The following is a 26,600-nucleotide window of genomic DNA, read 5'->3' as shown; positions in this document are numbered from 1 at the left end:
CATTGGGAGACACGCCCTAGCCCTGGGCCTCGCCGAGGCGCGCTTCGGGCGTGAGCTCGGCGGGGAGACCGCCGCCGGTCGCAGCCCGGGCAAGAGCGCGACCCAGCGCAGGTGCCTGCTTGAACAAGTTGTGACCGGCCACAAAAGAGACAGAGCCTGCCTCCCATACGGCCACGCCGTCCTCACTCCACGGGAGGTCGGTCACCCAGCAGTGAAGGAAGTCGCGCGGCTCTGGGTGGAGACCGGGCAGCGCCCGTGTCGCGTATTCGCGTGCGCGTTCGTCCAGCGATCGAATGGCCGCAGGGTCGATGAAAGTTCCGTCGTCGCGGACGCCGACGGTCTCGCTGAGTCCGACGGAGTAACTGCTGTTGCCCGGTAGCGGCGTCGCGTAGACGCCGACTTCGCCGAAGACGCCGCTGCTGTCCTGCAGGCACGCGACTCGTGCCGGGGCGGCGGCTTTCACGTCGAAGGTCAGCCGGACGTGTGCGGCAAGGCGAACCGGCAGCGACAGGCCGACGCTGCGTGCCAGCCGGGCGGTTTCGCGGCCGGCGCACACGACCACCTTGGAGTAGACAGCCCGGTCGGTGACGCTGCGCACCTCGACCGTCCCGTCGGCGCGGGGATCGATGGAGATGACCTCCCCGGTGGTGACCGCATCTGCGAGGGCACCCGTGAGTGCCGTGATCGCGGCGCGGGTGCGGATCGCGCCGCCCGACTCGTCGAGCACCGCTGGCCCCGAGTACCCAGCGAGCAGCGGCATTCGCTGGGCGACCTCGGCCGCGTCGATCTCGTGCGCCTTCACGCCGCCAACCTGATCGAGCACCCGCAGCCGCGCCAGGGCGCTGTCTCCGATCGCCAGGACACCGTCTGATGAGACCAGCTCGACGTCGAAGTGTTCGGCCCACTCATCCCATACGCCGCGGCTTTCGCGCGCGAAAGCGACGAGTCGCGGGTCGTCGTGGGCATGCCGGAAGATCCGCGACTCGCCTGCGGACTGACCCGTCCCGGGCAGACCAGCCTCGTACAAGCGCACCGGCACGCCCTGCTCCCGCAGCGCGTACGCCGTCGACAGACCGACGATCCCGCCCCCGATCACTGCTACCTCGGGTGAACGCGTCGTGGCAACGCCGTCGTCAGTTCCGGTCATCGCGGTTCCTCGATCTGTTGGTGATGAGCGATAGGCCGCAAGAGAAGGGGCCGCTGCCACGACGTCAGCGGGCTGTGCAAGCCCGAAGTCACCGCGCGCAGCGACCCCTCCTCTCTGGGCCAGTACTCCCGGTCTGTGGTGTCAGGCGGGGAGCTTGAAGCCCAGTACGTCGAGCTTCTCGATCGTCGGTTCGGAGAACAACGTGCCGGTCTGCTCGCCGAGAGCTACCGCAACAGGGCCGGACAGGTGGGCGTCACGTCCGGCGTCATCGGGGAACACGTCGAAGATCCCGAACGAGGTCGGCCCGAGGCGGATCGCGAACCACGCGGTGGTCGCCTGCTCGTCATCAACAAGCGCACGGCCGCTGTCAAGGAAATCCTTCACGTCGTCCTCCTTCCCGGGCAACGCGTCAAACCTGACCAGCAATCCCTTGGTCACACTCATGACTTCTCCTCTTCCTTTGTCGAGGTGCCTGCGAGCTGGGACACTATCGCCTCGGAGAACGCCGGCAGGTCCTCCGGCGAGCGGCTGGTGATGAGATTCTTGTCGACCACCACGTCCTGGTCGACGACGTCGGCGCCGGCGTTGCGCAGGTCGGTGCGAATGCTCGGGAACGACGTCAGGGTGCGACCGGCGGCCACGCCGGCCTCGATCAACGTCCACGGCCCGTGACAGATCGCCGCCACTGGCTTGCCGCTCTCGACGAAGTCGCGGACGAAGGAAACGGCGTCCTCGTCGACCCGGAGCTGGTCGGGGTTCACCGTGCCGCCGGGAAGCAGCAGGGCGTCGTAGTCGCCCACCGAGGCGTCGGCGACCAACCCGTCGACGGTGAACGTGCCCGCTTCATCCAGGTCGTTCTTACGGGCCTTGATCTCGCCGTCGTGGATCGAGAGGACCTCGGTCTGAGCGCCCGCGCGGTTCAGCGCTTCGCGGGGTTGCTCGAGCTCAACGCGTTCGACTCCGTCGGCGGCGAGGATCGCGACCCTCTTGCCTTGAAGATCTGCTGCCATATCAGCTTGCCTTCTTTCCGTCTGACATGCCGGGCTTGATGACGACCTTGGTCCAACCCTTGGACCTGGAGTCGAAGTTCCTATAGGCATCGGCAGCCTGGTCCAGCGAGATCTCGTGGGAGACGATCCAGGACGGCTTCGCCTTGCCGGCCGCGATGAGGTCTCGCAGCCGGCGGTTGTACCTCTTGACGGGGGCCTGACCGTTGCCCATGGTCTGTCCCTTGAACCAGTGGGTGCCGAAGTCGATGGCTGCCTTGCCCTGCTTGGCCAATTCGCCCTTGGCCCCCGGGTCCTGGGGGACGAACACGCCGACGGTGCCGATCCCGCCGGTGAACCGGACCGAGTTGATGAGCATGTTCAGCGTGGCGGCCGGGTCTTCGTTGCCCTGGGGATCGTGGGCCTGGTAGCCCACGCACTCGCAGCCGCGGTCGGCTCCGAGCCCCATGGTCTCGTCCAGCACAGCCTGCACGGGGTCGGCCTTGGAGTCGTCGATGGCAATCGCGCCGATCTGCTCGGCCAGCGCGAGCCGGTCAGGGTGACGATCGACCACCATCACCTTTGCCGCGCCCTTGATCGTCGCCGACAGGGCGGCCATCAATCCCACGGGGCCAGCCCCGGCGATCACGACGCTGTCGCCCGGGATCACGCCGGCCATCTCGGTGGCGTGGTAGCCGGTGGGGAAGATGTCGGAGAGCATGACGTAGTCGTTCTCCTTCTCCTCCGCGTCCTCACCCAGGCGCAGCGCGTTGTGGTCACCGAAAGGCACACGGAGCAGTTCTGCCTGCCCGCCGCCGTACGGGCCCATTTCCGCGAAGCCGTAGGCCGCACCGGCGGCCGACGGGTCAGGTTGCGTCGTCAGGCAGTAGTTCGTGAGGCCACGCTCGCAGTTCTTGCAGAACCCGCACGAGATGTTGAAGGGCAGCACGACCCGGTCGCCCACCTTGACCTTCTCCACGCCACTGCCGATCTCCACCACCTCTCCCATGTTTTCGTGACCGAACGTCCGACCTACCTCGAAGGAAGTCCGGCCCTCATACATGTGCAGGTCCGAGCCGCAGATGTTCGTCGTCGTCACCCTGACCAAGACATCGGTGGGTCGCTCGATCTTCGCGTCCGGGACATCCGTGACTGCGACATCGCGCGGTCCCTGATAGACCACAGCCTTCATGGTGGATCTCCAATCGTTGTGTGGTGACTTTCCAGACCCAACCTACCCTCGCCACCGAACGAGGGGGTCGTAGGCAGATCAGGGCGAACCCGGGGGCTAGCTAGCCGGAGGAAATGAGTCGCGCCCAAGTTGGCGTCAGAAAACGCCCCGTAGGCGCACCCTGCGGCTGACCCTTGGCTGCGAGATCGGCCATGGGAGCCGGGTGGTCGGGCTCGGTCTCGAAGCCGGGCATCTCCATGGTCACCCGCAGCTCCACGGTGATGCCGTCCCCGGTGCTGCCCGCCTTGGGCGAGAAGTAGTGCGAGTCCATCTCCACGCCCACGCACCGGCGCGCGAACGGCGCCATCATGCCCCGCCGCTGCAGCTGCGCCCCGACCCACGCGAAGGGGTGGCTGTCGGGCCGGTGCACGAGCTTCTCGGGGTAGCCGACGATCTGCCCGGGCGGCACGAGGTGCGGTGCGCCCCCTGGGCGGCCATGGCCCGGGCGAAGAGCACCGTGTCGCCCTCGGAGGGCACGTGAGCAGCTGCGGGGTGTAGAAGGACCACGCGTTGTAGCCGGTCAGGTAGAACAGGTTGGCGGGTCGGTGACCACGAGTGCGGCCAGCCCCTGGTGCGCCATACGGGCTCGGACCGCAGCGAGCCGTCCGTCGACTCCTCGGGGGTGAAGGTCATCGTCCCGCCCTCCTCGTCAGGTCCGGGGGGCGGCGAGGTACTTGACCTCGAGGAACTCCTCGATACCGAGCTTGCCGCCCTCGCGCCCCAGCCCCGACGCCTTGACGCCGCCGAAGGGCGCGGCGGGGTTGGACACGAGACCGGTGTTGAGGCCGACCATCCCGGTCTCGATGGCCTCACCGAGGCGGAAAGCCCGCTCTAGGCTCTCGGTGTAGACGTAGCCCATGAGCCCCCACGGGGTGGCGTTGGCGAGCTCGATCACCTCGTCGTCGGTGTCGTAGGGGATGAGCGGGGCAACGGGGCCGAAGATCTCCTGCTCCATGAGCGCCGAGCCGGGGTCGACGCCGGTGAGGACCGTCGGCGGGTAGAAGTAGCCGGCACCCTTGGGACGGTCGCCGCCGCACCGTACCTCGGCGCCGCGGTCCACGGCGTCGGTCACGAGCTCCACCACCTTGTCGAGGGCCTTGGGCTCGATGAGCGGACCCACCTGCACGCCCTCGGCCAGGCCGTCGCCGACCGACAGGGCGCCCATGCGCTCGGCCAGCTTGTCCGCGAGCGCGTCGTGCACGGAGCGGTGGACGAAGATCCGGTTGGCGGCCGTGCAGGCCTCACCCATGTTGCGCATCTTGGCGATCATCAGGCCGTCGACGGCCTTGTCGAGGTCGGCGTCCTCGCACACGATGAACGGCGCGTTGCCGCCGAGCTCCATCGAGGAGCGCATGACGTGCTGCGACGCCTGCTCGAGGAGCTTCACGCCGACGGCGGTCGAGCCGGTGAACGAGACCTTGCGGGCCAGACCGCTGCTCATCCACGGCTCGACGACCGAGCCGGCGTCGGAGGAGCACACGACGTTGAGGACCCCGGCGGGCAGGCCCGCCTCGACCAGGATGTCGACCAGGGCGAAGCTCGACAACGGCGTCAGGTGGGCGGGCTTGAAGACCATCGTGCAGCCGGCCGCGATGGCGGGGCCGATCTTGCGGGTGGCCATGGCGAGCGGGAAGTTCCACGGCGTGACCAGCACGCACGGGCCGATCGGCTGGCGGGACACGAAGATCCGGGTCAAGCCGTCGCCGGAGAGCATCATGTCTCCGCCGATGCGGACCGCCTCCTCCGAGAACCACCGCAAGAACTCCGCGGCGTAGGCGACCTCGCCCTTGGCCTCGGCGACGGGCTTGCCCATCTCGCTGGTCATGACCAGCGCCAGGTCGTCCTGCCGCTCCATGACGAGGTCGTAGGCGCGGCGCAGGATCTCGCTGCGCTCCCGCGGGGCGGTGCGACCCCAGTCGCGCTGGGCCGCGGCGGCCGCCTCGATGGCGCGGCGGGCGTCCTCGGGACCCCCGTCGGCGATGGTCGCGATGACCTGCTCGCTGGCGGGGTTGACGACGTCGTGGGTCTTGCCGGACGCCGCGTCGCCCCACTCACCGTCGATGAACAGGCCGGTGGGGACGTCGGCGACCACCTCCTGCGCCCGCTGGGACTCGGCGTCGGACGCGGTGACGAGCTGCACGGTCATCGGGGACCTCCTGGAGGGTGTCGTGCTCGGTGGTCGATCTGATCAGCGGTCGCTGCCCGCGGCCCCGGTGACCTCCTCGACGGGGACCCGGAACCTGTCCAGCCCGAGATCGATCTCCTCCATGGAGACGACGAGCGCGGGCATGACCCGGACAACGTTACCGAGCGGACCGCACGCACGTGAGGGTGAGCCGGCGGTGACGAGTCGCGGCCTGCTGGACGGCCACGGCGGTCGCCGTGTCCGGGCGGCCGCCGGGCGTCGTGATCTCGACGCCCGGCATGAGCCCGAGGCCGCGCACGTCACCGGCGAGCCGCTGGTCAACGTGGTCGACACCCGCACCGGCTTCCCCTGCCGGGGGTAAGGGCATCAGCCGGGCTTCGTCCCCCAGGCTGATGATCCCGCCGGGGGTAAGGGCATCAGCCGGCCCTCGTCCGCCGCGCGGCGGACCCGCCTCACCCTCCCCCACCCCGCAGCACGAGACCAGCCCGCCACTTCGACCCCCCCCATCCCACCGCAGACCCGCGCGAGCGCCCGGCCCCCGCATGGGGTGGGCGCTCGCCATACGGACTGTCAGTGCTGAGCCGCCGGCCCGTTGCCAGGTTGCGCCGTCAGGCGTGGGCCAGCGCGGGCCGCGAGTCCATCGAGATGGGCTCGGCGCGGGCGAACTCGTCCTCGTCGAGGATGCCCTCGCGACGGGCCACGATGATCTGCACGAGCACCTGCCCGGCGACGTTGACCGCGGTGCGGCCCATGTCGAGGATCGGGTCGATGGCGAGCAGCAGGCCGACGCCGGCGAGGGGCAGGCCGAGCGTGGACAGCGTGAGGGTCAACATGACGATCGCGCCGGTCAGCCCCGCGGTCGCGGCCGAGCCGATGACCGACACCACGACGATGAGCAGGTAGTCCAGCGGGCCGAGGTCGACGCCGAAGAACTGCGCCACGAAGATCGCGGCGATGGCGGGGTAGATCGCGGCGCAGCCGTCCATCTTGGTGGTGGCCGCGAGAGGGGACGCGAAGGCGGCATACTCGCGCGGCACACCCAGGGACTCGGTCACGCGCTGGGTGACGGGGAGCGTCCCGAGGGACGACCGCGAGACGAAGGCGAGCTGGATGGCCGGCCAGGCGCCGCGGAAGTAGCTGCGCGGGGAGAGGCCGTGGGCCAGGAGCAGCACCGGGTAGAGCACGAGGAGCACGATCAGCAGCCCGGCGTAGATCGCGAGGGCGAACGTGCCGAGCTGGGTCAGCGAGGACCAGCCGTAGGTCGCGATCGCGCGGCCGATGAGGCCGACGGTGCCGATCGGGGCCAGCAGGATGACCCACCACAGGACCTTCTGCACGATGGCGAGCGCGGAGGCGTTGAAGGCCAGGAAGGGCTCGGCGGCCTTGCCGACCTTGAGCGCGGCGATGCCCACGACGAGGGCGATGACGACCAGCTGCAGCGCCTTGAAGCTGACGCTGGTGTCGACCGAGGCGAGCGCGCCGCCGGGGCCGGTCACGGGGTGGGAGCTGACCGACAGGCCCAGGAAGTTGCCGGGGACGAGCTGGTCGATGAAGTCGAGCCATCCGCCCTGCGTGCTGGGGGCCTTGGCGGCGCTCTCGCTCACGCTCGTGTTGCGGCCGGGCTGGATCACCAGGCCGAGGACGATCCCGATGATCACCGAGGCCAGAGCCGTGATCCCGAACCACAGGAGGGTCTTGCCGGCCAGGCGGGCGGCGTTGGCGACACCGCGCAGGTTGGCGATCGAGGCGATGATCGCCGTGAGGATCAGCGGCGGCACCAGGGCCTTGAGCAGGGTGACGAAGGTCGACCCGATCGTGTCGAGCACGACGGTGAGCCAGTTGTCGTCGCCGTTCGCGGTGGGCCCCATGGTCAGGGCGACCCAGCCGAGGGCGAGGCCCAGGACGAGGGCGATCAGGATCTGGATGCTGAAGGACGGGAGGCGGCGACGCTTCGTGGGCGTGGTGCTCGCTGTCGAGGACATGGGGACCTTCTCCGGCGCGGGGGTGGGGCAGACGTGGATAACGTCAGCAACAATCAACCATAACGTCAGATTATTCCCAGGGCGCGGTGAAGAGGGGTCTGTCAGACCCACGTGGTTGAGTAGGTGCTGTCAGGACTGGGGGCGACGAGCTGGACCGGCGAACGGTCCTGAGGTGTTCTGAGAGGTGTCATGGTGAGCAGGCAGAGACAGTCATGGTCGGCTGGGTCGACTGGGTCGACGGGGTCGAAAGGGTCGACGGGGTCGGATAGGTCGGGGTCGCGGGAGCGGTCCGACCGGGGAGAGGTGTCCGCGCAGGCGGACGAGCTGGCGCTCGCCGGGGTGCGAGGGCTGAGCGCGGGGTCCGTCTGGGACCTCGACGACGCGGTGGTCGACCTGATCACGCTCGCGCACGCCACCGGCGGCCGGGCCGTGGTCGAGCAGACCCTCACGACGCGGTTGCGCGGGGTCCTCGAGGAGAGGTGGCGCAGCGGCTGGCAGCCGATGGACCTGCACCACCTGGTCCGGCGGTCCGCGCTGCACGTGCGGGCCGAGCCCGAGACGGTCACGCGGGTCGTGGAGCTGCTGGGGGACCTGATGGCCGCGGACCTGGCGTCCTACCCGCGGGCCACGGTCGTGCAGCGCTGGCACGACCAGCTCGAGCTCGTCGAGGCCTCCGTCTGGTGGCCGGCGGCCGACTCGTGCGTGACGGCGCGGGTCGGGCGGTGGGGCAGCGAGGCGATCGCCTACGAGGTGGCGCTGCGGCTCGAGCACGTGCTCCGGTCGCTCCCCGCCATGCAGCAGCTCGGCGCCAGGCCGGGCGAGGCGACGGCGCAGGCCTCGTCCACGCCGATCGACGTGGACGACAAGATCCTGGCGCGGGTGCGTCAGCTGCTGGCCAAGGCCGAGTCCACGCCCTACGAGGCCGAGGCCGAGACCTTCACCGCTGGGGCCCAGGCCCTCATGGCGCGATACAGCATCGACCACGCGGTGCTGGCCGCGAGCGCGTCGTCAGGCGGTGGCGGTGAGCGACCGGACGGGCGGCGGCTGTGGATGGAGACGCCCTACGTCCGGGAGAAGGTCATGCTGCTCGGAGCGGTCGCCGACGCCAACCGGTCGCGCAGCGTGTGGGCCAAGGAGGACGGCTACGTCACGCTGCTGGGCTTCCCCCACGACCTGGACGCCGTCGAGACCCTCTACACGTCCCTCCTCGTCCAGGCGACCCGCGCCATGCACGCCGAGGGCAAGCGGCTCGACCGGCGCGGCGGGTCCCGGACGCGGAGCTTCCGCCAGTCCTTCCTCGCAGCCTTCGGCGCGCGCATCGGCGAGCGCCTGGCCGAGGTGACCGCCGCCGAGACCGCCCAGGCCGCCGAGGAGATGTCGGCCGTGGGAGGTCGCGAGCTCGTGCCGGTCCTCCAGGAGCGCACCGAGGCCGTCGAGTCGTATGTCGAGGAGCTGTTCCCGCGGGTGCGTCACGTGTCGATGTCCTTCGGGCGCGACCGTGAGGGCTGGGACCGCGGCCGCCGCGCCGCCGACCAGGCCTCGCTCCAGTGGGGGCGGGCCGTGGGCAGCTGACGCGGGGGCCCGGGAGATCACCCAGCGCGAACGTCATGCCGGGTGTCGTGCCAGGGTTCGCGTCGGGCGTCGGCTCGTGTGTCGGGCCTGGGGCGTCGGATCAGGTGTCGATCGAGGCTGGGCGGGGCATGGGTCACGCATGGCCACGACCGACGCACCCAGGCCCAGCACCCGCACGCCGCAGCGCGACCCCGGGCCGGGGGCCCGGGCGTCGCAGTCGGCTTCGTCCCCGTTAGGGCACACCCGGGCCGTCGAGATCGTCGACGCGGTGATCGTCGGCGGTGGTCACCACGGGCTGGTGGCCGCCGCCACCCTCGCCGACGCCGGCTGGGCCGTGCTCCTGCTCGAGGCCCGTGACACCCTCGGTGGCGCCGTGTCGTCCCGCGACGTCGACGGCTGGGTGCTCGACGAGTTCAGCGCCTGCCACCCCCTCGGCGCGGCCTCGCCCGTGTTGCGCGAGCTGGACCTCACGGCCCACGGTCTGCAGTGGTCGCACGCCGAGCGCCCGGTCGTGCACGTGGCGTCCAGCGACGACAGCGTCGGCTCGACCATGGAGGGCGACGCCGAGGCGACCGCCGCGCTGCTGGACGCCGACCATCCCGGCGACGGAGACACCTGGCTGCGCCTGGTGCGGCAGTGGGACGCCATACGAGAGCCGCTGCTGGCGAGCCTCCTCACCCGCTGGCCGCCGGTCCGCTCCGTCGGGCCGCTGCTGGCGCGCATCGGAGCGACCCAGGTGCCGGACTTCGTGCGGTTCGCGCTGCTGCCCGTCGACCGGATGGGCGCCGAGCTCTTCGGCGGCGCCCGCGCCGGGCAGATCCTGAGCGGCAACGCGATGCACGCAGACATCCCCCCGGAGGCGCCCGGCAGCGGGTTGTTCGGCTGGATCATGTCCATGCTCGCGCAGGACGTGGGCTTCCCGTCGCCCCGTGGTGGCACGCAGCGACTGGCCGACGCGCTCGCCTCGCGAGCCCGTGCCGCCGGCGCGCGCCTCGAGACCGGTCAGCGCGTGGCTCGGATCGCCGTGGCCGCTGGGCGAGCGCACGGCGTCGAGACGGTCGACGGTCGGCGCATCCAGGCTCGACGCGCGGTCATCGCCGACACGAGCGCACCCGACCTCTACGACCGGCTCCTGCCGAGCGCCGCCGTCCCCGTGGGGCTCCGATCACGCCTGGACCGCTTCGAGTGGGACCTGCCGACGCTCAAGCTCAACTACCGGCTGTCGGCACCGATGCCCTGGATCGCCGAGCGCGCGCACGGCGCGGCGGTGGTGCACGCCGGCCAGGACCGGCAGGGTCTGGTCCGGTGGACCGCCCACCTCGGCTCAGGACGGGTGCCGCAGCGCCCGTTCGCCCTGGTCGGGCAGATGACGACGGTCGACCCGTCGCGCTCGCCCGAGGGCACCGAGGCGCTCTGGCTCTACACCCACCTGCCGCGGGGCATCACCGACGCCGCGTCGGCGGACCGGCTGACGGACGCGTCGGAGGGGATGTTCGACGACCTGGCCCCTGGCTGGCGCGACCACGTCATCGACCGGTGGGACCAGCGCCCCCACGACCTGCACGCGAGCAACGCCAACCTGGGCGACGGCGCGGTGGGGGGCGGCACGATGCAGCTGTTCCAGCAGGCGATCTGGCGTCCCGTCACCGGGCTCGGCGGGCCCCGCACGCACGTCGAGGGCCTCTACCTCGGCAGTGCGGCCACGCATCCCGGCGGGGGTGTGCACGGAGGCTGCGGCTACCTCGCCGCGCGGGCCGCCCTGCAGGACAACCGCTGGTGGGGCCGCCCGGTGCGCAGCCTGTCGCTGGCCGCCCTGCACCGCCTCTACGCCGACCCACCCACCATCCGCTGACCCACCTCAGGTAGGCACATCCGCCCGACCTAGCACCCCAGGCCGATGTGACCGCCTCAGGTAGGCACACTCGCCGGGCTTCGCACCGGAGGCTGATGGGCCTACCCCCGCTAGGTGCATCAGCTGCGGGGCTGGGTGCGGCGCTCCGCCAGCAGGGCAAGACGCAGCAGGGCCTCGTGGTTGCGGCGCGCGATGCCCGCCTGGCGGACGGCGTGCGGGACCAGTCGACCGGGGCCCCGCGACGCGTCCTCCCGCATGCTGATCAGCGTGCCGCCGTCCTGCGGCTCGAGCGTGATCTCGACGGTGGCCACCATCATGACGGGACGAGCCTTGGCGCTCAGCACGATTCGCCGCCCGGTCTCGCACTCGCGGACCTCGGTCTCGTCGTTCAGCAGCGCGGGCCAGGACCCCACGGAGTGGTGCAGCCGTGCGCCGGCCGCGGGCCAGTCGGCCGACACCGCGCGCATCCGCGACGCCCCGACCACCCAGCACGGATAGGTCCACCCGTCGGCGATCACCGCCCACACCTGGTCGACGGTGGCGGTGGTGCTTCGCTGCTCGGTGTGCATCGGTCCTCCTGAGCCGGCCCACGGCCGGGAGCGGGTGTGCTGTGCCTCCAGCATGACCGAGCCGGCCCGGCCGAGGAGCCTTGCCAGGTGGTCAGCGGCCGTATGCCGCGTCGAAGAACGCCCGCTCGCACGCCACCGACCGCGTGAACGCCCGCTCGGCTGCGTCCTTGTCGCGTGGGTCGCTGGGCTCGTTGGCGTCCAAGCTCGGCCTGCATCCACTCGACCCAGGCGCGGAAGTCCGGACCGCGGTGCAGGTCGACCCAGCCCACGTGCTCCGGACGGGTCGCGGCCATCCCGTCGCGGTCAGCGCGCTCGGCCCAGTCGAGATAGAGCTTCTCCGCGACCAGCAGGACCGCGAGGACCTGGGCGTAGGACCGGGACTCGATGGCGTCCCGCATCACCCGGTCGAAGTCCAGCGTGGCCTGGGTCAGCGTGGGCTCGAACCGCTCGGCCTCGGGCACGCCGAGGGCGTCGAAGGAGTCGATGAAGTAGGTGTCCTCGTCGCTGGCGAACATGCCGAGCTGCCGCGCGAACCGCAGCCGCGAGGTGAGGCCCGGCGCAGACGCGCACGCCTGCCCGAGCAGGGCGGTGAACGCGTCGCAGAACTGGTAGTCCTGCACCAGGTAGTGCGCCAGGACGTCGTCGGCGACGGTCCCGGCGAGCAGCTCGTCGACGAAGCGGTGGCCCGTCGCGGCGGCCCAGTCGAGGTCGGTGGCGTGACGCATGCGCTGGCTCCAGGTGGCGGTCATGCTTCGACCGTATGCCGCGTCGGTGGTCGCCCAACAGCCCACCCCGGCCCCCGCCGCCCCTGCGCACCCCGCCCCGGCCCGGCCCGGCCCGGCCCGGCCCCACGAGATTTCCGGCCCGGCCCCACGAGATCGTGAGTGTTTCGTCCAAGATTCTTGGACGAAACACTCACGATCCTGGGGATCAGAAGGTCAGAGGGTGACGACCATCTTGCCGGTGTTGGCGCCACGCATCAGGTCGATGAACGCCTGCGGCGCCGCGTCCAGCCCCTCGCGCCGCGTCTCGTCGACGCTGATGTCGCCCGCCGCGATCCAGTCCGTCATACGGCCTCGGAACTCGTCGGCCAGGTGGGAGTAGGACCCGACGATGAACCCACGCAGCGTCAGCTGCTTGCCGATGGCGAGGGCGAGGTTGCGCGGGGCGGGCGTGGGCTCGGTGGCGTTGTACTGCGAGATGGCGCCGCACATGGCGACCCGTCCGTGCAGGTTGAGGCGTCCGATGGCGGCCTCGAGGTGCTCGCCCCCGACGTTGTCGAAGTAGACGTCGATGCCGTCCGGGGCCGCCTCGCGCAGCCGGTCGGCGACCGGCCCGTCGTGGTAGTCGAACGCGGCGTCGAAGCCGAGGTCGCGCAGGCGCTGGACCTTGTCGGGCGAGCCGGCGCTCCCGATGACCCGCGACGCGCCCATCAGCCGGGCGATCTGGCCCACGAGCGAGCCCACGGCGCCGGCCGCGCCGGACACGAACACCGCGTCGCCCTCGCGGAACCCGGCGACGGCGGTCAGTCCGGCATACGCGGTCAGCCCGGGCATGCCGAGGACCCCGAGGTATGCCGTCTCGGACACCCGATCGGTGTCGATCACCGTCACGCCATCGGCGGGCAGGATCGCGTGCTCGCGCCAGCCCAGACCGTGCAGCACGCGCGCCCCGACGGGCACGGACTCGCTGCGGGAGGCGACGACCTCACCGACCGCGCCGCCGTCGAGCGGCTCGTCGAGCCGGAACGGCGGCACGTAGGACTTCACGTCGTTCATGCGACCGCGCATGTAGGGGTCGACGGACATCGCGGTGTTGCGCACGAGGACCTGGCCGTCGGCGAGCCCGGGGAGCTCGATCGTCTCGATGCGGAAGTCGTCGGGCGTCGGCCACCCCTGCGGCCGCGCCGCGAGGACGATCTGGCGCGTGCTGGTCGGGGCCGTCATCAGTCCTCCACCACCGTGACGGTGACGTCGATGTTGCCGCGCGTGGCGTTGGAGTACGGGCAGACCTGGTGGGCCTGGTCCGCGAGCTGCTGCGCCTGGTCGTGGGGCAGGGCCGGTATGACGACCTCGAGGGTCACCTCCAGCCCGAAGCCGCCACCGTCACGCGGGCCGATGCCGACGCGGGCGCCGACGCTGGACTCGCCGAGGTCGGCCTTGGCCTCGCGGGCGACCATCTGCAGCGCGGAGTGGAAGCACGCCGCGTAGCCGGCGGCGAACAGCTGCTCGGGGTTGGCGCCCTGGCCGGAGCCACCCATCTCGGTGGGGACGGCGAGGTCGAGGTCGACGCGGCCGTCCTTGGTGAGGACGTGGCCGTTGCGGCCGGCGCCGGTGGCGAGCGCCTCTGCGGTGTAGATCGCGTTCATGACGTGTGCCCTTCGTTCGAGTCGTGCGGGGTGGGCAGGTGGCAGAACCGCTGCGCGAGGGTGCGCAGGGTCTCTGCCTCCTGCGGGGTCAGGTGCATGGAGTCGTAGAGCTGCTGGCGCAGGCCCGCCGCCTCCGGCTCGAGCGCGCGGCCCTGGTCGGTGAGGTGGACGGTGACGCGTCGTTCGTCGCGGTGGTCCCGCCGACGCTCGACGTGCCCGGCGGCCTGCAGGCGTCGCAGCAGCGGGGACAGCGTGCCGCTGTCGAGCTGGAGCCGCTCGCCGAGCTCGGAGACGCTGGGGCCGTCGGCCTCCCACAGCGCGAGCAGCGTGACGTACTGCGTGTAGGTCAGGCCGAGACGTGTGAGCCCCTCGCGGTAGGCGCCGGTCGCGACGCGCGACGCGCTGTAGAGCGCGAAGCACAGCTGCCGGTCGAGCTCGAGGTCTGACTCCATGCCGTCTACCCTGCCACGCCAGTCGGTTGTGTGCAACTCAATTGCGCGCAACTCATCACCTCCCGCCGAGCCCGCACACCCTGACCTCGGTCCGGCACCGATCGGTCCGTATGCCGGAAGAACGCCCCCAGGCCGGGGTCCAGGCGTGCGGGAGGCCCGGCGCCATGCCCCGATCGGGGATGACGCCGGGCCTCTCGGCATACGGCCGGTGCAGGGTGCCTGATCAGATCAACCGGCCCTGGTCACACCGGCCTGGGGAACGGAGGCCGGTCGATGCCTTTGCCGGGGGTAGGTCCATCAGCCGGGAGGGGCAGGACCGTCGAACCCAGGCCGATGTGCCTACCTGAGGCGGTCACATCCGCCTGGCGGGCTAACCCGGGCGGATGTGACTACCTGAGGTAGGTCAGGCGGGGGTGACGCGGATGATCGGCGCGCCCTTGGCGATCTCGCCGGACACGTCCAGCGGCTCGACCGGGCCAGTCGCGAACGAGTTGGTCACGAGGACGGGCGTGATCAGCGAGTAGCCCGCCTCCTCGATCACCGCGCGGTCGAAGGTCACGAGCGGGTCGCCCGCGGCCACCGTGTCGCCGGCCTTGACGTGGACGTCGAAGCCACGGCCGTCGAGGTTGACGGTGTCGATGCCGACGTGGATGAGCAGCTCGACACCACCCTCGACCGCCAGGCCGAAGGCGTGACCTGTCGACTGGGCCACGACCACGGTGCCGGCGGCCGGCGCGCAGATCGTGTCGTCGCGCGGGTCGATGCCGACGCCCGGGCCGACCAGGCCCGCGCTGAACACCTTGTCCGGCACCTCGGCCAGCGGCACGACGACGCCGTCGCAGGGCGCGCCGACCTCGACGGCCCCAGCACTGGCAGAGCCAGCCGCACCGGCAGCACCCGCGCCTACAGCAGCACCGGTCGCGGCCGCACCAGCACCGGCCGTGCCCGCGCCAGCGGTGTCGGTCACCACGCTCGCGCCGCCCGCGGCGGCCTCCGGGCGGGAGTGCCCGGCGGGAGCCTCAGGAGCACGACCGGTCGTCGGGGCGTCGCCCGCGAGCGATCCAGCGCCAGCGCCGGCAGCAGCCCCACCAGCGACGGCCCCGGCGTGCGCCATACGGTCGTCGGTGGACAGGGTGACGTTCTCGTTGTCGACCGGGTTCTGCTCCGGGATCGCGGTGTCCGTGGCGGCGGCGTTGGCGGCGAGCGCCTCGGCCTTCTGCTCGGGGGTGCGGTAGTCGGTGAACACGATCAGCAGCATCGAGATGAAGAAGGACGCGGCCACGGCGATGGCGTAGAGCGGGATGTTGTCGAACGCCGGGATCGTCAGCAGCGAGGTGAAGACGAAGGCGCTGGTCTTGAGCCCGCCGCCGAGGCCGATGATCACGCCACCGACGAGGCAGCCGACGAGCATGCGCGGATAGATCCGCTTGAACCGCAGGTGGATTCCGTACAGGGAGGGCTCGGAGATGCCGCCGAGCAGTCCGGCCGCGAGGGCACCGGTCGCCGTCTGGCGCATCGCCACGTCCTTGTCCTTCATGGCGTGGTAGAGGACGCCGGCGGTGGCGCCGAAGCAGGCGAAGTTCCACGCGCCCATGGGGCCCTGGATGAAGTCGAAGCCGTTCTGCTGGATGTTGAGCAGCATGATCGCGTTGATCGGCCAGTGCAGGCCCAGCGGCACCATGAAGGGGTAGGCCAGCGGGATGACGATCGCGAAGATCAGCGGGCTGAAGTCGTTGATGGACTTCAGGAAGCTGCCGAGGCCGGCGCCGACGTAGACGCCGATCGGGCCGATGAGGAAGGCCGTCAGCGGGATCATCACCAACATCGCGAGGAACGGCACGAAGATCAGGTGCAGGTTGCTCGGGATGAGGCGCTTGAGCAGCTTGTACAGCGGGCCGAGCACCGCGGCCATCAGCAGCGGCGGGAACACCGTCGAGCCGTAGTTGAAGATCGTCAGCGGCAGACCGAAGACGTCGAAGATCTTGACCTCGGAGCCGGCGACCGTGGCGGTGCGGGCGGCGTCACCGAGGGCGGTGAAGCCGGGCAGCATCAGCACACCCATGATCGCGAAGCCCACCCAGGGGTCGGCGCCGAGCTTCTTGGACGCGTTGTAGGCGACCATCAGCGGCAGGAAGGTGAACACGCCCTGCCACAGCAGGTTGATGAACGCCCAGCCGCCCTCGAGCTTGACGCGGGGGTCGGCCCAGTTGCCGATGACGCCGAGGGTGGACATCAGCGCCATGAAGGTGATGAACAGCGAGGCACCGAGCAGCGCGCCCAGGATCGGGCGGAACGAGTCGGAGAGGAACTCGAAGAAGTTGTCGAGCCAGGCGCGTCCGCCGCGGGGGCCGCCGGAGCGCAGCTCGGCCTTGAGCTCGTCGTCGGACTTGGCGCCAGATGCGCCTGCGGCCGCCGCGGAGCCGCCACCGCCGGACGCCATCTCGGGCAGCGCCATGATGTCGTTGAAGACGTTCTGGACCGCGCCACCGATGACGACCTGGTAGCGGTCGCCGGACTGCGGGACGGCGCCCATGACGCCGGGGATCTTCTCCACCTGCGCCTGGTCGACGCCGGACGCGTCCTTGAGCTGGAACCGCAGCCGGGTCGCGCAGTGCGTGAGGCTGGTGATGTTGGAGGGGCCGCCGACGCTCGAGACGATGTCGCTGGCAGGGCTTGATGCCATGAGGTACTTCTTTCCTGGGGGAGCCGCTCGGGCGCGTCAAGTATTCCCTGCCTGGGGCAGGTCCGCTGACCGAGCACTCCCCTGGCACAGGTGCGTCCCGTATGCCGAACGCCGCCGTCTCACGGGCGGGACCCTCAGGCGCGCCGGGCGACCACCGTCCCGGCCACGAGGAGCAGGCCCAGCACGCACACGAGCACGGTCCCCACGACGGCGGCCACGCTGCCGTGCCACAGGGCGACGGCGCCGACCGTGATGGCCACGGCGACCCACACCAGGGCCCCCACGCCGTGGCGGTGGTCGGCGAGGTCGGCATACACGAGCACCTGGACGAGGGCGAGGGCGACGCCGAGGGCGGTGAACACCCAGGCCTGGTGGCCGAGCTCGCCGACATAGGCGCGCCCGCCGACGAAGGAGGTGAGCAGGTCGCCCGCGACCGCCGCGACCAGCACCCCCAGCACGCCGACGGCCGCGGTCACGCCCACGGCCGCCCGGACCGCGGCGCGGCGCTCGGCGGGACGGGCCATGCGCGGGTAGTACATGGTGGCGATGAACTGCGGCCCCCAGAAGGCGACCTTCTCGAACAGCGCGCCCATCGTGTAGACGCCGGACCCGTCGCGCGTCAGGTGGTGGCGGGCGAGGATCAGGTCGAGGCTCGACAGGACGAGCAGGCCCGCGGTCGGCATGGACCCCACCAGGCCGGCCCGGGCGCGCGCGATCCCGGCGGCCCACCGCGAGGGCGCCGTCATCGATCCATCCGGGCCCGCATCGTCCTCGCCGGCGCCACCCCGGCCGGCCCCGCGGACGGCGAGCGCCCCCGCGACGACGGCGACCACGACCCAGCCCACGGCATACCACCCGATCACCCCCAGGACGCCCTGGCCGAGTGCGGAGGCGGCGACGGCGGAGGCGATCTTGGCGACGCCGACCAGCAGCGCCGAGAGCCCGAGCGCCGCGAACCGCTCGGCGCCCTGCAGCACCCCGAGCGCCGCGAAGGCCACGGTCATGGGCACGGCCGACAGCGCCAGCACGACCAACGGCGCCACGGAGGGCAGGTGCAGCAGCGGAGCCACGAGGGGTGCCGTGACGGCGAGCAGCAACGCCGGCACGCCACCGACCAGCAGCGCCCCGACCAGCAGCCCGCCGTCCACGGGGCCGCCCGATCGGCCGTGCGCGGGCGCCGACTGCGACGCGACGCCGCGCGCCGTCACGAGCTGCAGCCCGAGGCCCGGCACGGTCAGGATCGTCGACAGGTTGATCAGCGAGCCCACGGCGCCCAGGTCGTCGGGGGTCATCGACCGCCCGAGCACCACGAAGAACGCGTAGCCGAGCAGCGCCCCGAGGAAGGTGCCGGCGAAGAGCAGCCCACCGGACGACAGGGCCGACGTGACCTGCGCGAGCGCTCGCGACACGACGGGCCGCGCGGCGGCGTCCGAGGTGGTGCGGCTCATGGGAGCTCCTTGGTCGGTGATGCCCGGGCACGGGGTCGTCAGCGTGCCATAGTGCCAGCATGCGACGCCGCGACGTGTGGCCGGGATCTCCCGGACGGGCCGCCTTCGCCGGATGCGTCGCCTCCATCCTCCTCGCCCTGGCCTGGACCTGGCCCGCGCTGGGCCGTGGTCAGCTCCTCTACCGCGACTTCGTGCAGGTGCCCGACCCCGTGCTGGGCCCCTCCGTCCTGGGAGCCGTTGGCCAGGCGCCGCGCGCGGTCCCGCTCGACGCCGTGACGGCCCTGCTCGCGCCCGTCGTGCCGTCGGGGGTCCAGCAGCAGGTCATGCTCGTGGCCTCCCTCGCCCTCGCCGGGTGCGGCCTGGCCGTCCTCCTGCGCCGGCACGGGACAGCGGCCTGCGTGGTCGCCGCCGCCGTCGCGGTCTGGAGCCCGTATGCCGCGCAGCGGCTGCTCGTCGGACAGCCCCCCACGCTGCTGGGGTGGGCCATGGTGCCGTGGCTGGTGGCGGCGGTGCGGCTCGACGGGTCGCCGCGACGCCGCATCCTCGCGGTGCTGGTCGCCGCCCTGCCCGCCGCCCTGACGCCGTTCGGCGGGCTGCTGGCGCTGGCGGTCGTGGTGGTGACCGCCCTGACGACGAGGCATCGCCCCGGGCGGCATCGTCGGGAGTGGTTGGCCCTCGCGGGTCTCGGCGCGGCCTGGTGCCTGCCCTGGGTCGTCGCCGGCCTGCGGGGGGCCAGCGCGGCGGGCGAGACGTCGGGGGCCCGGGCGTTCGCGGTGCGGGCGGACGGGGTGCAGGGGGTGCTCGACGTGCTCGGCGGTGGGGGCATCTGGGCGCCCGCCGCCGCCCTCGCCTCACGCGCCCACGCCCCGGCCCTGCTGGCCTCGGCAGCCCTGGTGATCGTCGCGGCCCTCGTGCTGGCCGTGGGCAGCGTCCGCACGGGCCGGGCCGACCGCTGGCTCCTCGCGGCCGCCCTGGTCCTGCCCGCCCTCGTCGCCCTGACGCTGGCGTCCGGACCCGGGCTGGTGCTCTGGGGTGAGGCCCAGCACGTGCCCGGCGTCGGCATCCTGCGCGACACCCACCGGCTGCTCGGCCTGACGGTGCTCGCGACCGCGGTGCTGCTCGGCCTCGGGGTGGCCGCCCTGGCCCGGCGCCTCGGGCCGGTGGCCGCCGCCGGCGCAGCCGCGACCCTCGTGGCGCTCGCCGTGATCGGAGCCCCGGACGCCCCGGCCCGCGTCCACGCGGCCTACCGCCCCACGGGCTTCCCCGCCGGGTGGTCCGAGGCCGTCGCCGCGGTGGGCGACCGGACGACGCTCGTCCTGCCCTGGCAGCCCTTCCGACGGCAGGCCTGGGTGGGCGACCAGCCCTTCCTCGACCCCCTGCCCCTCGCTCTGCGTGGTCATGCGATCGCATCACGCAACCTCTCGGTCCCCCGCGACGGGGGCGCGGTGGTGGTCGGGTCCGACGACACGACCGCGGTCGAGGCCTGGGCCAGAGGCGACCTGGAGGCCCTCCGCCTGGCCGGGGTCGAAGCGGTCGTGACCTGGGCAGACACTCCCGGCGAGACGCCGCAGCCCCCACCCGGGGCACGCCGCGTCGGCACGACCGGACCCCTGCGCGTCTGGCTCGTCGACGACCCCTCGACGGGCCCCTCCAGCGCCCGGTCCTGAGGCCGCCCATCGGGGCGATCTGTCGGTAGAGTGACGCAGACCACAGGACAGGCTGAGCTCCGGCACGTACTCTTACCGACCAGTAGTACCCATCAGTAGCCCCTGGTCGCCAGCGACCAGCCCCCCAGCAGCACCCAGCACCACCTGCAACGGCGCCATCCAGCGCGGGCCCCGCCTCCCGCCTCTTGCAGATCGAGGTCTGACCATGTCTTCCCTCAGTGGCCGCACCGCAGCCGTCATCATCGCCGCCCTGTCCTGCCTGCTCGGCCTCGGCGCCTCCGCCCTGGCCATCAACGCCGTGAGCGCCGCCGCTCCCGACGACGCCAAGGCCGCGACGTCCGGACCGGCCGCCCAGGTCGCCCCGGCCGAGATCATCGGTTACGGCGGCTGACGGCTCCCCGTCACCGCGTCGACACCTTTCGCACCACGACCACGCCCACGCCCACAGCCGTGCGTATCGCCTTCCTCAGCTGGCGCGACCTCACCCACCCCGAGGGTGGCGGGGCCGAGCGCTACGCCCAGACCGTCTGCAGCGGGCTCGCCGCCCGCGGCCACGACATCACCCTGCTGTGCGCCGCCCACGGCGACGCCCCCGAGCAGGAGCACCTCGACGGCTACCGCATCCTCCGTCAAGGGGGACGCGCCTCCGTCTATCCCGCGACCGTCCGGCGGCTGCGCGAGCTCGAGCGCACCGAGGGCCACTTCGACGTCGTCGTCGACATCCAGAACGGCCTGCCCTTCGGCTCGCGCCTCGGCACCCTGTCCCCGGTGGTCGTGCTGATCCACCACGTGCACAAGGAGCAGTGGCCGGTCGTCTTCAACCGCGCCGTCGCCTCCGTGGGCTGGTTCCTCGAGTCCCGCATCTCGCCGTGGCTCTACCGCGGCTGCCAGTACGTCACGGTCTCCGGTCGCACCCGTGACGAGCTCGTCGAGCTCGGGGTCGACGCCGAGGACGTCTCGGTGATCCACAACGGCACCGAGCTGCCGTGGAGCACGCGGGAGTCGCGCACCGAGCACCCCAGCCTCGTCGTCCTCGGGCGGCTCGTCCCCCACAAGCGGGTCGAGCTGGCCATCGACACCGCCCAGCGCCTGCGCCACCGGTTCCCCGGGCTGCGGCTGCGGGTCGTCGGCGACGGCTGGTGGCGCGAGCGCGTCGAGGAGCACGCCCGCTCGGTCGGGGCCGACGACATCGTCGACGTGCTGGGCTTCGTCGACGAGGTCACCAAGCACCACGAGCTCTCGTCGGCGTGGGTCTCGCTGGCCCCGAGCCTCAAGGAGGGCTGGGGGCTCAACGTCATCGAGGCCGCCATCCACGGCGCCCCCACGGTGGCCTTCCACGACGCCGGCGGCCTGTCCGAGTCCGTGGTCGACGGCTATACGGGCACCCTCGCGCACGACCTCGACGAGTTCGTCGAGGCCACCGCCGAGCTCCTCGCCGACCATCACCTGCGGCACGAGATGGACCTCGCGGCCCGCGCCCACGCCCGCCGCTTCTCCTGGGGCGCGACCGTCGACAGCTGGGAGCGCACGCTCGCCCGGGCTGCCGCGCACCGCCCGGCCGTCGCCGAGATCGACCAGGTCGTCGCCGCACCCGAGCGGGTCGGCCACCGACCCGGCCGGCGCGCGAGCGCATGACCGCGGACCAGCAGCAGCGCGCCCCCGTGCCGGAGCATCCCGGTGCGGGGCGCCCGCTGCCGCCCCTGGCCCGCGTCGGCTCCCTGGCCCGCTCGGTCCAGCTCTTCCGCGCGTTCACGGTCGAGCAGACCGACCCCGCCTACTTCTACGGCCTGCTCGCGCTGGACTCGGTCCGCGAGGCGAGCCGCTGGTGCGAGCTCGACGGTGCCACCATGGTCGACGTGGGGGGCGGACCGGGCTACTTCGCGGACGCCTTCATGGCGGCCGGGGCCCGCTATGCCGGGATCGACCCCGACGCCGGGGAGCTCGAGCGCCGCGGGACGGTCGCCTCCAACACCCTGCGCGCCTCGGGGTTGTCGCTGCCCATCGCGGACGACGTCGTGGACCTCACCTACTCCAGCAACGTGCTCGAGCACGTGCCCGCGCCGGAGGAGATGGCGGACGAGATGGTCCGCATCACCCGACCCGGCGGCACCGTCGTCATCTCCTGGACGCCCTGGCTGTCCCCCTGGGGCGGCCACGAGACCGCCCCCTGGCACTACCTCGGCGGCCGTCGCGCGGCGGACCGCTACGCCGACCGGCACGGCCATCGCCCCAAGAACGACTTCGGCCGCTCCCTCTATGCCTGCTCCATCGCCCGCATGCTCACCTGGCTCGCCGCCGCGGAGCGCGCCGGCCGGGTCGAGCGGGTCGAGATCCTGCCCCGCTACCACCCGGCCTGGGCCCGGTGGCTGATCCGCGTGCCGGGCGTCCGCGAGATCGTCTCGTGGAACGCCGTGCTGGTGCTGCGTGTTCGATGACCTCGGCTCCCCCCGCTCCCCGGACCGACCGGCCCCACCAGGCCGGTCGGTCCGATCGTGCGAGTCGTGCTGACCAGCACGTATGGCGGGTGCGGCTGCTCACGGCGTGCGTGCTGCTCACGGCCGCGAGCTTCCTGCAGGGCGGGGGCCGGGTCGTCCCGGACACCAAGCTCGACCTGACCCTGTCACCGGCGGCCTTCCTCGGCCGGGCCCTGCACGTGTGGGACGGGGGCCACCTCGGGCAGCTGCAGAACCAGGCCTACGGCTACCTCTTCCCCATGGGGCCGTTCCACCTGGTGCTGCGGGTGCTGCAGGTGCCCGAGTGGGTGACGCAGCGGCTGTGGTGGTCGCTGGTGCTGTGCACCGCCTTCCTCGGCTTCTGGCGGCTGGCGCGGGCCGTGGGGGTGGGTGGGCCGTGGACGCGCTACCTCGGGGCCTTGCTGTTCGCCCTGTCGCCGCGCTTCCTCGCCGAGATCGCGGTGACCTCGATCGAGGTGTGGCCCATGGCCGTGGCGCCGTGGGTGCTGCTGCCGCTGGTCGACCCGACCCCCCAGCGCACCCGCCTTCGGGTCCTGCGCTCGGCGCTCGCCTTCGGCTGCATCGGGGGCGTCAACGCCATCGCCACGGGTGCCGCCCTTGTGCTGCCCACCCTGTGGTGGCTGACCCGCGAGCGCCCGGCCCGGTCCCTGCGGGCGTTCGCGGCGTGGCTCGGCGCGTGCGTCCTCGCGGGTCTGTGGTGGATCGGCCCGCTCGTGGTGCTGGGGCGCTACAGCCCGCCCTTCCTGGACTGGATCGAGAACGCCGCCGCCACGACCGGCACCGCGAGCCCCTTCACGGCGCTGCAGGGGACCACGCACTGGCTGTCCTACCTGCGCGTGGCGGACGGCCCGACCTGGCCGGCCGGCTGGGTCACGGTGACCGTGCCGATCCTCGTGGTGACGACGACGGTGCCGGCGGTCATCGGGCTGGTCGGCCTGACCCTGCGCGGCCTCCCGGACCGGTCTTTCTGGCGCCTGGGCGCCGTCGTCGGCCTGGTGCTGCTGGTCGCCGGCTTCGCCGGACCCGCGCACGGCCCCTTCGCCGACGACGTCCGCACCCTCCTCGACGGCCCGCTCGCGCCCTTCCGCAACATCCACAAGTTCGAGCTGGTCCTGCGGATCCCGTTGCTGATCGGCCTCGTCCACGCCGTCCATGTCGTCGGCACCCGGTCCAGCGGCGAGCGCAGCGCCGGCCCCGCAGGGCCGGTCCGGTGGGTCCCACGGGAGCTCGTCGCCGCGGTCACCGGCATCCTCGTCGTCGCGGCAGCCGCCCCCGCCGTGGCCGCGATGCTGCCGCGCGCCGGCGCCTACGAGCAGGTCGCGGGCTACTGGCGCGACGTGGCGGGCTGGCTCGACGAGCAGCCGGGCTCCGGGTCGGTGCTCGTCGTGCCCGCGGCCCCGGCGGCCGAGCTCACCTGGGGGTCGCCCCGAGACGAGCCGCTCCAGGCGCTGATGCGACGACCCTTCGCCGTGCGCGACGCCGTGCCCCTCGGGTCCGCCGGCTCCACCCGCTACCTCGACGAGGTCGAGCGCCACCTGCGCACCGGGGTCGGGGGCACCGGCCTGCGCAGCTCGCTGCGCGACGCGGGCATCCGCTACCTGGTCGTCCGCAACGACCTGCGCGCCACCGCCCGGCGGGCCCCCGCCCTCGCGGTGCACCAGGCCCTGACGGACGCGGGCATCGACCGCGTGCGCTCCTTCGGCCCGCCCGCGGGCAGCGCCTTCGAGACCGCCGACACCACGGTCGACGAGCGCACCCTGCTGCCCTACCCCAGCGTCGAGGTCTACGACGTCGGGGACGTGGCCGACGCCCGGCTCGTCCCGGCGTCCGCGCTGCGTCAGCTGACCGGCGGGCCGGAGGACCTGCCCTCGCTGGACCGCGTCCTGCCGGGTGGCGCCACCGTGCTCGGCGACGACCGCACGGCCCTGCCCGCCACCCCCGCGCTCCCCGAGATCCTCACCGACGGCAACCAGCGGCGCGAGACGATCTTCGGCCGGGCCTCCGACAACCGGTCGCCCGTGCTGCGCCCCGCGGACCCCGGCACGACCGGCCGCCGGGTGCAGGACTACCTCGTGGACCCCCGCGCGCCACAGGTCACCCTGCGCTGGGAGGGCATCGCCGGGGCCGAGGCCTCCAGCTCGGGCTCCGACGCCGGCTCCTTCGTCCGCACCTCGAGCGGGGACGGCCCGGCCGCTGCCCTCGACGGGGACCCGACCACCCGCTGGGTGTCCGGCCGGTTCCAGCAGGCGGTCGGCGAGTGGTTCGAGGTGCGCCTGGACCGCCCCCGCGACCTGACGGGCACGACGCTCACCCTCGCCTCGCCGTGGGCCGGCGCCGCGCCGCCCGTGGCCGTCGACGTCACCACCGACGCCGGCACCGTGCCCATGACGCTCACGCCGGACCAGGCGGCCGGCGCGACGGCCGCCGTCTCCCTGCCCCCCGGCCCCACGACGCGCCTGCGTCTCACCCTGCGCGGCGTCGGCGCCGGCACCGAGCGGGCCTTCGCGATCACCGAGGTCACGCTGCCCGGCATCGTGCCGGTGCCGCGTCTCGTGCTGCCGCCCACCCCCTCGGGGACGCCCGACATCGTCAGCCTCCGACGCCAGGAGCCCGGCCGCACCGGCTGCCTGCGGCAGGGCGCTCGTCCGCTGTGCGCCGCGGGGCTCGTCGCCACGGGCGAGGAGGCCGCCGGCCTGTTCCGCTCCTTCACCACCACCACGAGCACGAGCTATGCCTGGTCCGGCCACGTGCGGGCCCGCCCGACCGCGACGGGCCGGGCGCTGCTCGACATACCGGGCAGGATCCGCGCCGAGGCCTCCACGTCGCGGGTCCCGGGGCTCGCCGGGCGACCCGGAGCCGCCGTCGACGACGACCTCGGCACCGGGTGGGTCGCCTCGGAGCTGGACCGTCAGCCCACGCTGCGGCTCACCCTGCCGGCGCCGCGGGCGCTCACCGGCGTCCGCCTGCTGTCCGATGCCCACCTCGCGGCCTCGCGACCGCGCCGCGTGCAGGTCCGCACGGGCGACGGCCGCACCCGCAACGCCACCGTCGCGCCCGACGGCACCGTCGCCTTCACGGCCCGGACCGACCGGGTGGACATCACGGTCACCGGGGTCGACGAGGTGCGCTCGATCGACGCCGCCACCAAGCTCGCCCAGGCGCTCCCCGTCGGCGTCTCCGAGGTGGCGCTCCTCGGCGCCGAGGATCTCCGCGCACCGCTGGACCGGGACGCGCCCGTGGGCGGGACCTGCGGCGACGGACCGACCGTGCGCCTCGACGGGGTCACCCGGCCGTCCCGCCTGGTCGCGACGGTCAGCGACGTGCTCGACGACCGGCTGCTGCGCTGGGTCCCCTGCGGCGGCCCCACCGACCTGGGCGGTGACCGCTCCGCGCAGCCGATCCCGGTCGCCCCGGGCGAGCACCGGGTCACGGTCCTCGCGACGTCGGCCTACGTCCCGGAGAGCCTGCTGCTCACCACCCCCGAGCTCGTGCCCTCGTCCTCCCGGCCGGTCGGCACCGACGTCGTGGCCGGCGCCGACGGATATGCCGTGCCCGAGCGCGCCGCCCCCGCCGTGCTCGCGCTCCCGCACAACGCCAACGCCGGCTGGGTCGCCACGGACGACGACGGCCACGAGCTCACCCCGGTCCGGCTCGACGGCCGTCGTCAGGGCTGGGTCCTGCCGGCGGGCCCCGCCACCGTCGTGCACCCGAGCTTCGCTCCCCAGCGCCCGTATGCCGCGCTGCTCGTCGCCGGCGCCCTCGGGCTGCTGCTGGTCGCCGCGGGCGCCTGGCGCGAGGGTCGCCGTCAGCGAGCCGCGCAGCTCGAGGGGACGGTCCTCGGGTCGCCGCCCCTGCGCAGCGGGGCCTGGAGCCCGTATGCCGTCACCGGCGTCGTCGCGGTGCTGCTGCCGCTGGCGACGGGACCGACCGGACTCGGCGCCGTGGGCGTGGGTCTCGTCGTGGGGCTGCTGGCGCGCCGGGCCCGCCGCCCCGACCTCGTGCGCGCGGCGGTCGTCGCGGGCG

Annotated in this window: 22 protein-coding genes; 8 read left to right on the top strand and 14 right to left on the bottom strand. The window is 72.8% G+C overall.

Features of this window, described 5'->3' with window-relative positions:
• Positions 1-16: 16 nt before the first annotated feature.
• The 6 genes from B4K29_RS01190 to B4K29_RS01165 all read right to left on the bottom strand — a co-directional run bounded on the left by B4K29_RS01190 (position 17) and on the right by B4K29_RS01165 (position 5,510).
• Positions 17-1,147 carry an NAD(P)/FAD-dependent oxidoreductase gene (locus B4K29_RS01190; protein ID WP_286958861.1) on the bottom strand — a complete coding sequence of 377 codons (1,131 nt, stop codon included), beginning with the start codon at positions 1,145-1,147 and terminating at the stop codon, positions 17-19.
• 141 nt (positions 1,148-1,288) lie between these two features.
• The gene (locus B4K29_RS01185; protein ID WP_286958862.1) at positions 1,289-1,591 is read right to left on the bottom strand and encodes a putative quinol monooxygenase; all 303 of its coding nucleotides are present in this window, start codon (positions 1,589-1,591) and stop codon (positions 1,289-1,291) included.
• Positions 1,588-2,157, bottom strand: coding sequence for a type 1 glutamine amidotransferase domain-containing protein (locus B4K29_RS01180; protein ID WP_154592201.1), 570 nt, complete (start codon positions 2,155-2,157; stop codon positions 1,588-1,590). Before B4K29_RS01180 ends, B4K29_RS01185 begins: the two co-directional genes overlap by 4 nt.
• Before the next feature lies 1 nt (position 2,158).
• The gene (locus B4K29_RS01175; RefSeq protein ID WP_286966236.1) at positions 2,159-3,325 is read right to left on the bottom strand and encodes a glutathione-independent formaldehyde dehydrogenase; all 1,167 of its coding nucleotides are present in this window, start codon (positions 3,323-3,325) and stop codon (positions 2,159-2,161) included.
• A gap of 100 nt (positions 3,326-3,425) precedes the next feature.
• A complete protein-coding gene (locus B4K29_RS18330; RefSeq protein WP_313666903.1) occupies positions 3,426-3,773 on the bottom strand; it encodes a hypothetical protein in 348 nt (115 codons plus the stop codon).
• Positions 3,774-4,013: 240 nt separating this feature from the next.
• The gene (locus B4K29_RS01165; RefSeq protein ID WP_239266222.1) at positions 4,014-5,510 is read right to left on the bottom strand and encodes an NAD-dependent succinate-semialdehyde dehydrogenase; all 1,497 of its coding nucleotides are present in this window, start codon (positions 5,508-5,510) and stop codon (positions 4,014-4,016) included.
• Positions 5,511-5,706: 196 nt separating this feature from the next.
• Between B4K29_RS01165 and B4K29_RS18325 the strand changes: the two genes are divergently transcribed.
• Positions 5,707-5,871 carry a hypothetical protein gene (locus tag B4K29_RS18325; RefSeq protein ID WP_308191470.1) on the top strand — a complete coding sequence of 55 codons (165 nt, stop codon included), beginning with the start codon at positions 5,707-5,709 and terminating at the stop codon, positions 5,869-5,871.
• 247 nt (positions 5,872-6,118) lie between these two features.
• On the opposite strand, the gene B4K29_RS01155 is transcribed toward B4K29_RS18325, so the two are convergent.
• On the bottom strand, positions 6,119-7,492 hold the full coding sequence (locus B4K29_RS01155) for a dicarboxylate/amino acid:cation symporter (RefSeq protein WP_286966235.1): 1,374 nt from the start codon (positions 7,490-7,492) through the stop codon (positions 6,119-6,121).
• Positions 7,493-7,795: 303 nt separating this feature from the next.
• On the opposite strand from B4K29_RS01155, the gene B4K29_RS01150 reads away from it, so the two are divergent.
• Complete coding sequence (locus tag B4K29_RS01150) at positions 7,796-9,064, top strand: DUF2786 domain-containing protein (protein WP_286966234.1); 1,269 nt, start codon at positions 7,796-7,798, stop codon at positions 9,062-9,064.
• 139 nt (positions 9,065-9,203) lie between these two features.
• Positions 9,204-10,916, top strand: coding sequence for a phytoene desaturase family protein (locus tag B4K29_RS01145; RefSeq protein WP_286966233.1), 1,713 nt, complete (start codon positions 9,204-9,206; stop codon positions 10,914-10,916).
• Positions 10,917-11,035: 119 nt separating this feature from the next.
• Here B4K29_RS01145 and B4K29_RS01140 read toward each other — a convergent pair whose 3' ends face one another.
• From B4K29_RS01140 to B4K29_RS01110, 7 genes are all read right to left on the bottom strand, one after another.
• Entirely contained in the window at positions 11,036-11,485 is a 450-nt protein-coding gene (locus tag B4K29_RS01140; RefSeq protein ID WP_286966232.1) for an SRPBCC family protein, read from the bottom strand.
• On the bottom strand, positions 11,431-12,234 hold the full coding sequence (locus B4K29_RS01135; RefSeq protein ID WP_286966231.1) for a TenA family protein: 804 nt from the start codon (positions 12,232-12,234) through the stop codon (positions 11,431-11,433). The genes B4K29_RS01140 and B4K29_RS01135 overlap by 55 nt, the downstream gene beginning before the upstream one ends.
• A 189-nt stretch (positions 12,235-12,423) precedes the next feature.
• Entirely contained in the window at positions 12,424-13,431 is a 1,008-nt protein-coding gene (locus tag B4K29_RS01130) for an NADP-dependent oxidoreductase (protein ID WP_286966229.1), read from the bottom strand.
• Entirely contained in the window at positions 13,431-13,853 is a 423-nt protein-coding gene (locus B4K29_RS01125) for an organic hydroperoxide resistance protein (RefSeq protein ID WP_239266628.1), read from the bottom strand. Before B4K29_RS01125 ends, B4K29_RS01130 begins: the two co-directional genes overlap by 1 nt.
• Positions 13,850-14,305 (bottom strand): MarR family winged helix-turn-helix transcriptional regulator, encoded by a 456-nt coding sequence (locus B4K29_RS01120; protein WP_286966228.1) that lies wholly within the window; start codon positions 14,303-14,305, stop codon positions 13,850-13,852. Before B4K29_RS01120 ends, B4K29_RS01125 begins: the two co-directional genes overlap by 4 nt.
• A gap of 403 nt (positions 14,306-14,708) precedes the next feature.
• Positions 14,709-16,988 (bottom strand): glucose PTS transporter subunit IIA, encoded by a 2,280-nt coding sequence (locus tag B4K29_RS01115; RefSeq protein ID WP_286961226.1) that lies wholly within the window; start codon positions 16,986-16,988, stop codon positions 14,709-14,711.
• A 134-nt stretch (positions 16,989-17,122) separates the two neighbouring features.
• Positions 17,123-18,436 (bottom strand): oligosaccharide flippase family protein, encoded by a 1,314-nt coding sequence (locus B4K29_RS01110; protein WP_286966227.1) that lies wholly within the window; start codon positions 18,434-18,436, stop codon positions 17,123-17,125.
• A 59-nt stretch (positions 18,437-18,495) separates the two neighbouring features.
• Here B4K29_RS01110 and B4K29_RS01105 point away from each other — a divergent pair, with 59 nt between their 5' ends.
• The 5 genes from B4K29_RS01105 to B4K29_RS01085 form a co-directional block, all read left to right on the top strand.
• Positions 18,496-20,103: a hypothetical protein gene (locus tag B4K29_RS01105; protein ID WP_286966226.1), complete on the top strand. Its 1,608-nt coding sequence runs from the start codon at positions 18,496-18,498 to the stop codon at positions 20,101-20,103.
• A gap of 205 nt (positions 20,104-20,308) precedes the next feature.
• Entirely contained in the window at positions 20,309-20,494 is a 186-nt protein-coding gene (locus B4K29_RS01100) for a hypothetical protein (protein ID WP_286959912.1), read from the top strand.
• Between the two features lie 59 nt (positions 20,495-20,553).
• The gene (locus B4K29_RS01095; protein ID WP_286959911.1) at positions 20,554-21,738 is read left to right on the top strand and encodes a glycosyltransferase family 4 protein; all 1,185 of its coding nucleotides are present in this window, start codon (positions 20,554-20,556) and stop codon (positions 21,736-21,738) included.
• Positions 21,735-22,538: a class I SAM-dependent methyltransferase gene (locus B4K29_RS01090; RefSeq protein ID WP_286966225.1), complete on the top strand. Its 804-nt coding sequence runs from the start codon at positions 21,735-21,737 to the stop codon at positions 22,536-22,538. The genes B4K29_RS01095 and B4K29_RS01090 overlap by 4 nt, the downstream gene beginning before the upstream one ends.
• An 89-nt stretch (positions 22,539-22,627) precedes the next feature.
• Positions 22,628-26,600: alpha-(1->3)-arabinofuranosyltransferase domain-containing protein (locus B4K29_RS01085; RefSeq protein WP_286966224.1), on the top strand; the 3,973-nt coding region annotated here is incomplete at its 3' end.

It is taken from the genome of Arsenicicoccus sp. UBA6765 (assembly GCF_002453335.1).
GTDB lineage: Bacteria > Actinomycetota > Actinomycetes > Actinomycetales > Dermatophilaceae > Arsenicicoccus > Arsenicicoccus bolidensis.
The sequence above is the reverse complement of the archived record's forward strand: the minus strand, read 5'-3'. Positions and strand labels throughout refer to the sequence as shown.

Bases quoted from the DNA above. Each gene is read 5' to 3' on its own strand.
- B4K29_RS01125 (WP_239266628.1), bottom strand. From the start codon at position 13,853: ATGAACGCGATCTACACCGCAGAGGCGCTCGCCACCGGCGCCGGCCGC.
- B4K29_RS01165 (WP_239266222.1), bottom strand. From the start codon at position 5,510: ATGACCGTGCAGCTCGTCACCGCGTCCGACGCCGAGTCCCAGCGGGCG.
- B4K29_RS01175 (WP_286966236.1), bottom strand. From the start codon at position 3,325: ATGAAGGCTGTGGTCTATCAGGGACCGCGCGATGTCGCAGTCACGGAT.
- B4K29_RS01145 (WP_286966233.1), top strand. From the start codon at position 9,204: ATGGCCACGACCGACGCACCCAGGCCCAGCACCCGCACGCCGCAGCGC.
- B4K29_RS01115 (WP_286961226.1), bottom strand. From the start codon at position 16,988: ATGGCATCAAGCCCTGCCAGCGACATCGTCTCGAGCGTCGGCGGCCCC.
- B4K29_RS01180 (WP_154592201.1), bottom strand. From the start codon at position 2,157: ATGGCAGCAGATCTTCAAGGCAAGAGGGTCGCGATCCTCGCCGCCGAC.
- B4K29_RS01140 (WP_286966232.1), bottom strand. From the start codon at position 11,485: ATGCACACCGAGCAGCGAAGCACCACCGCCACCGTCGACCAGGTGTGG.
- B4K29_RS01185 (WP_286958862.1), bottom strand. From the start codon at position 1,591: ATGAGTGTGACCAAGGGATTGCTGGTCAGGTTTGACGCGTTGCCCGGG.
- B4K29_RS01190 (WP_286958861.1), bottom strand. From the start codon at position 1,147: ATGACCGGAACTGACGACGGCGTTGCCACGACGCGTTCACCCGAGGTA.
- B4K29_RS01135 (WP_286966231.1), bottom strand. From the start codon at position 12,234: ATGACCGCCACCTGGAGCCAGCGCATGCGTCACGCCACCGACCTCGAC.
- B4K29_RS01130 (WP_286966229.1), bottom strand. From the start codon at position 13,431: ATGACGGCCCCGACCAGCACGCGCCAGATCGTCCTCGCGGCGCGGCCG.
- B4K29_RS01100 (WP_286959912.1), top strand. From the start codon at position 20,309: ATGTCTTCCCTCAGTGGCCGCACCGCAGCCGTCATCATCGCCGCCCTG.
- B4K29_RS01090 (WP_286966225.1), top strand. From the start codon at position 21,735: ATGACCGCGGACCAGCAGCAGCGCGCCCCCGTGCCGGAGCATCCCGGT.
- B4K29_RS01105 (WP_286966226.1), top strand. From the start codon at position 18,496: ATGCGACGCCGCGACGTGTGGCCGGGATCTCCCGGACGGGCCGCCTTC.
- B4K29_RS01120 (WP_286966228.1), bottom strand. From the start codon at position 14,305: ATGGAGTCAGACCTCGAGCTCGACCGGCAGCTGTGCTTCGCGCTCTAC.
- B4K29_RS01155 (WP_286966235.1), bottom strand. From the start codon at position 7,492: ATGTCCTCGACAGCGAGCACCACGCCCACGAAGCGTCGCCGCCTCCCG.
- B4K29_RS01110 (WP_286966227.1), bottom strand. From the start codon at position 18,436: ATGAGCCGCACCACCTCGGACGCCGCCGCGCGGCCCGTCGTGTCGCGA.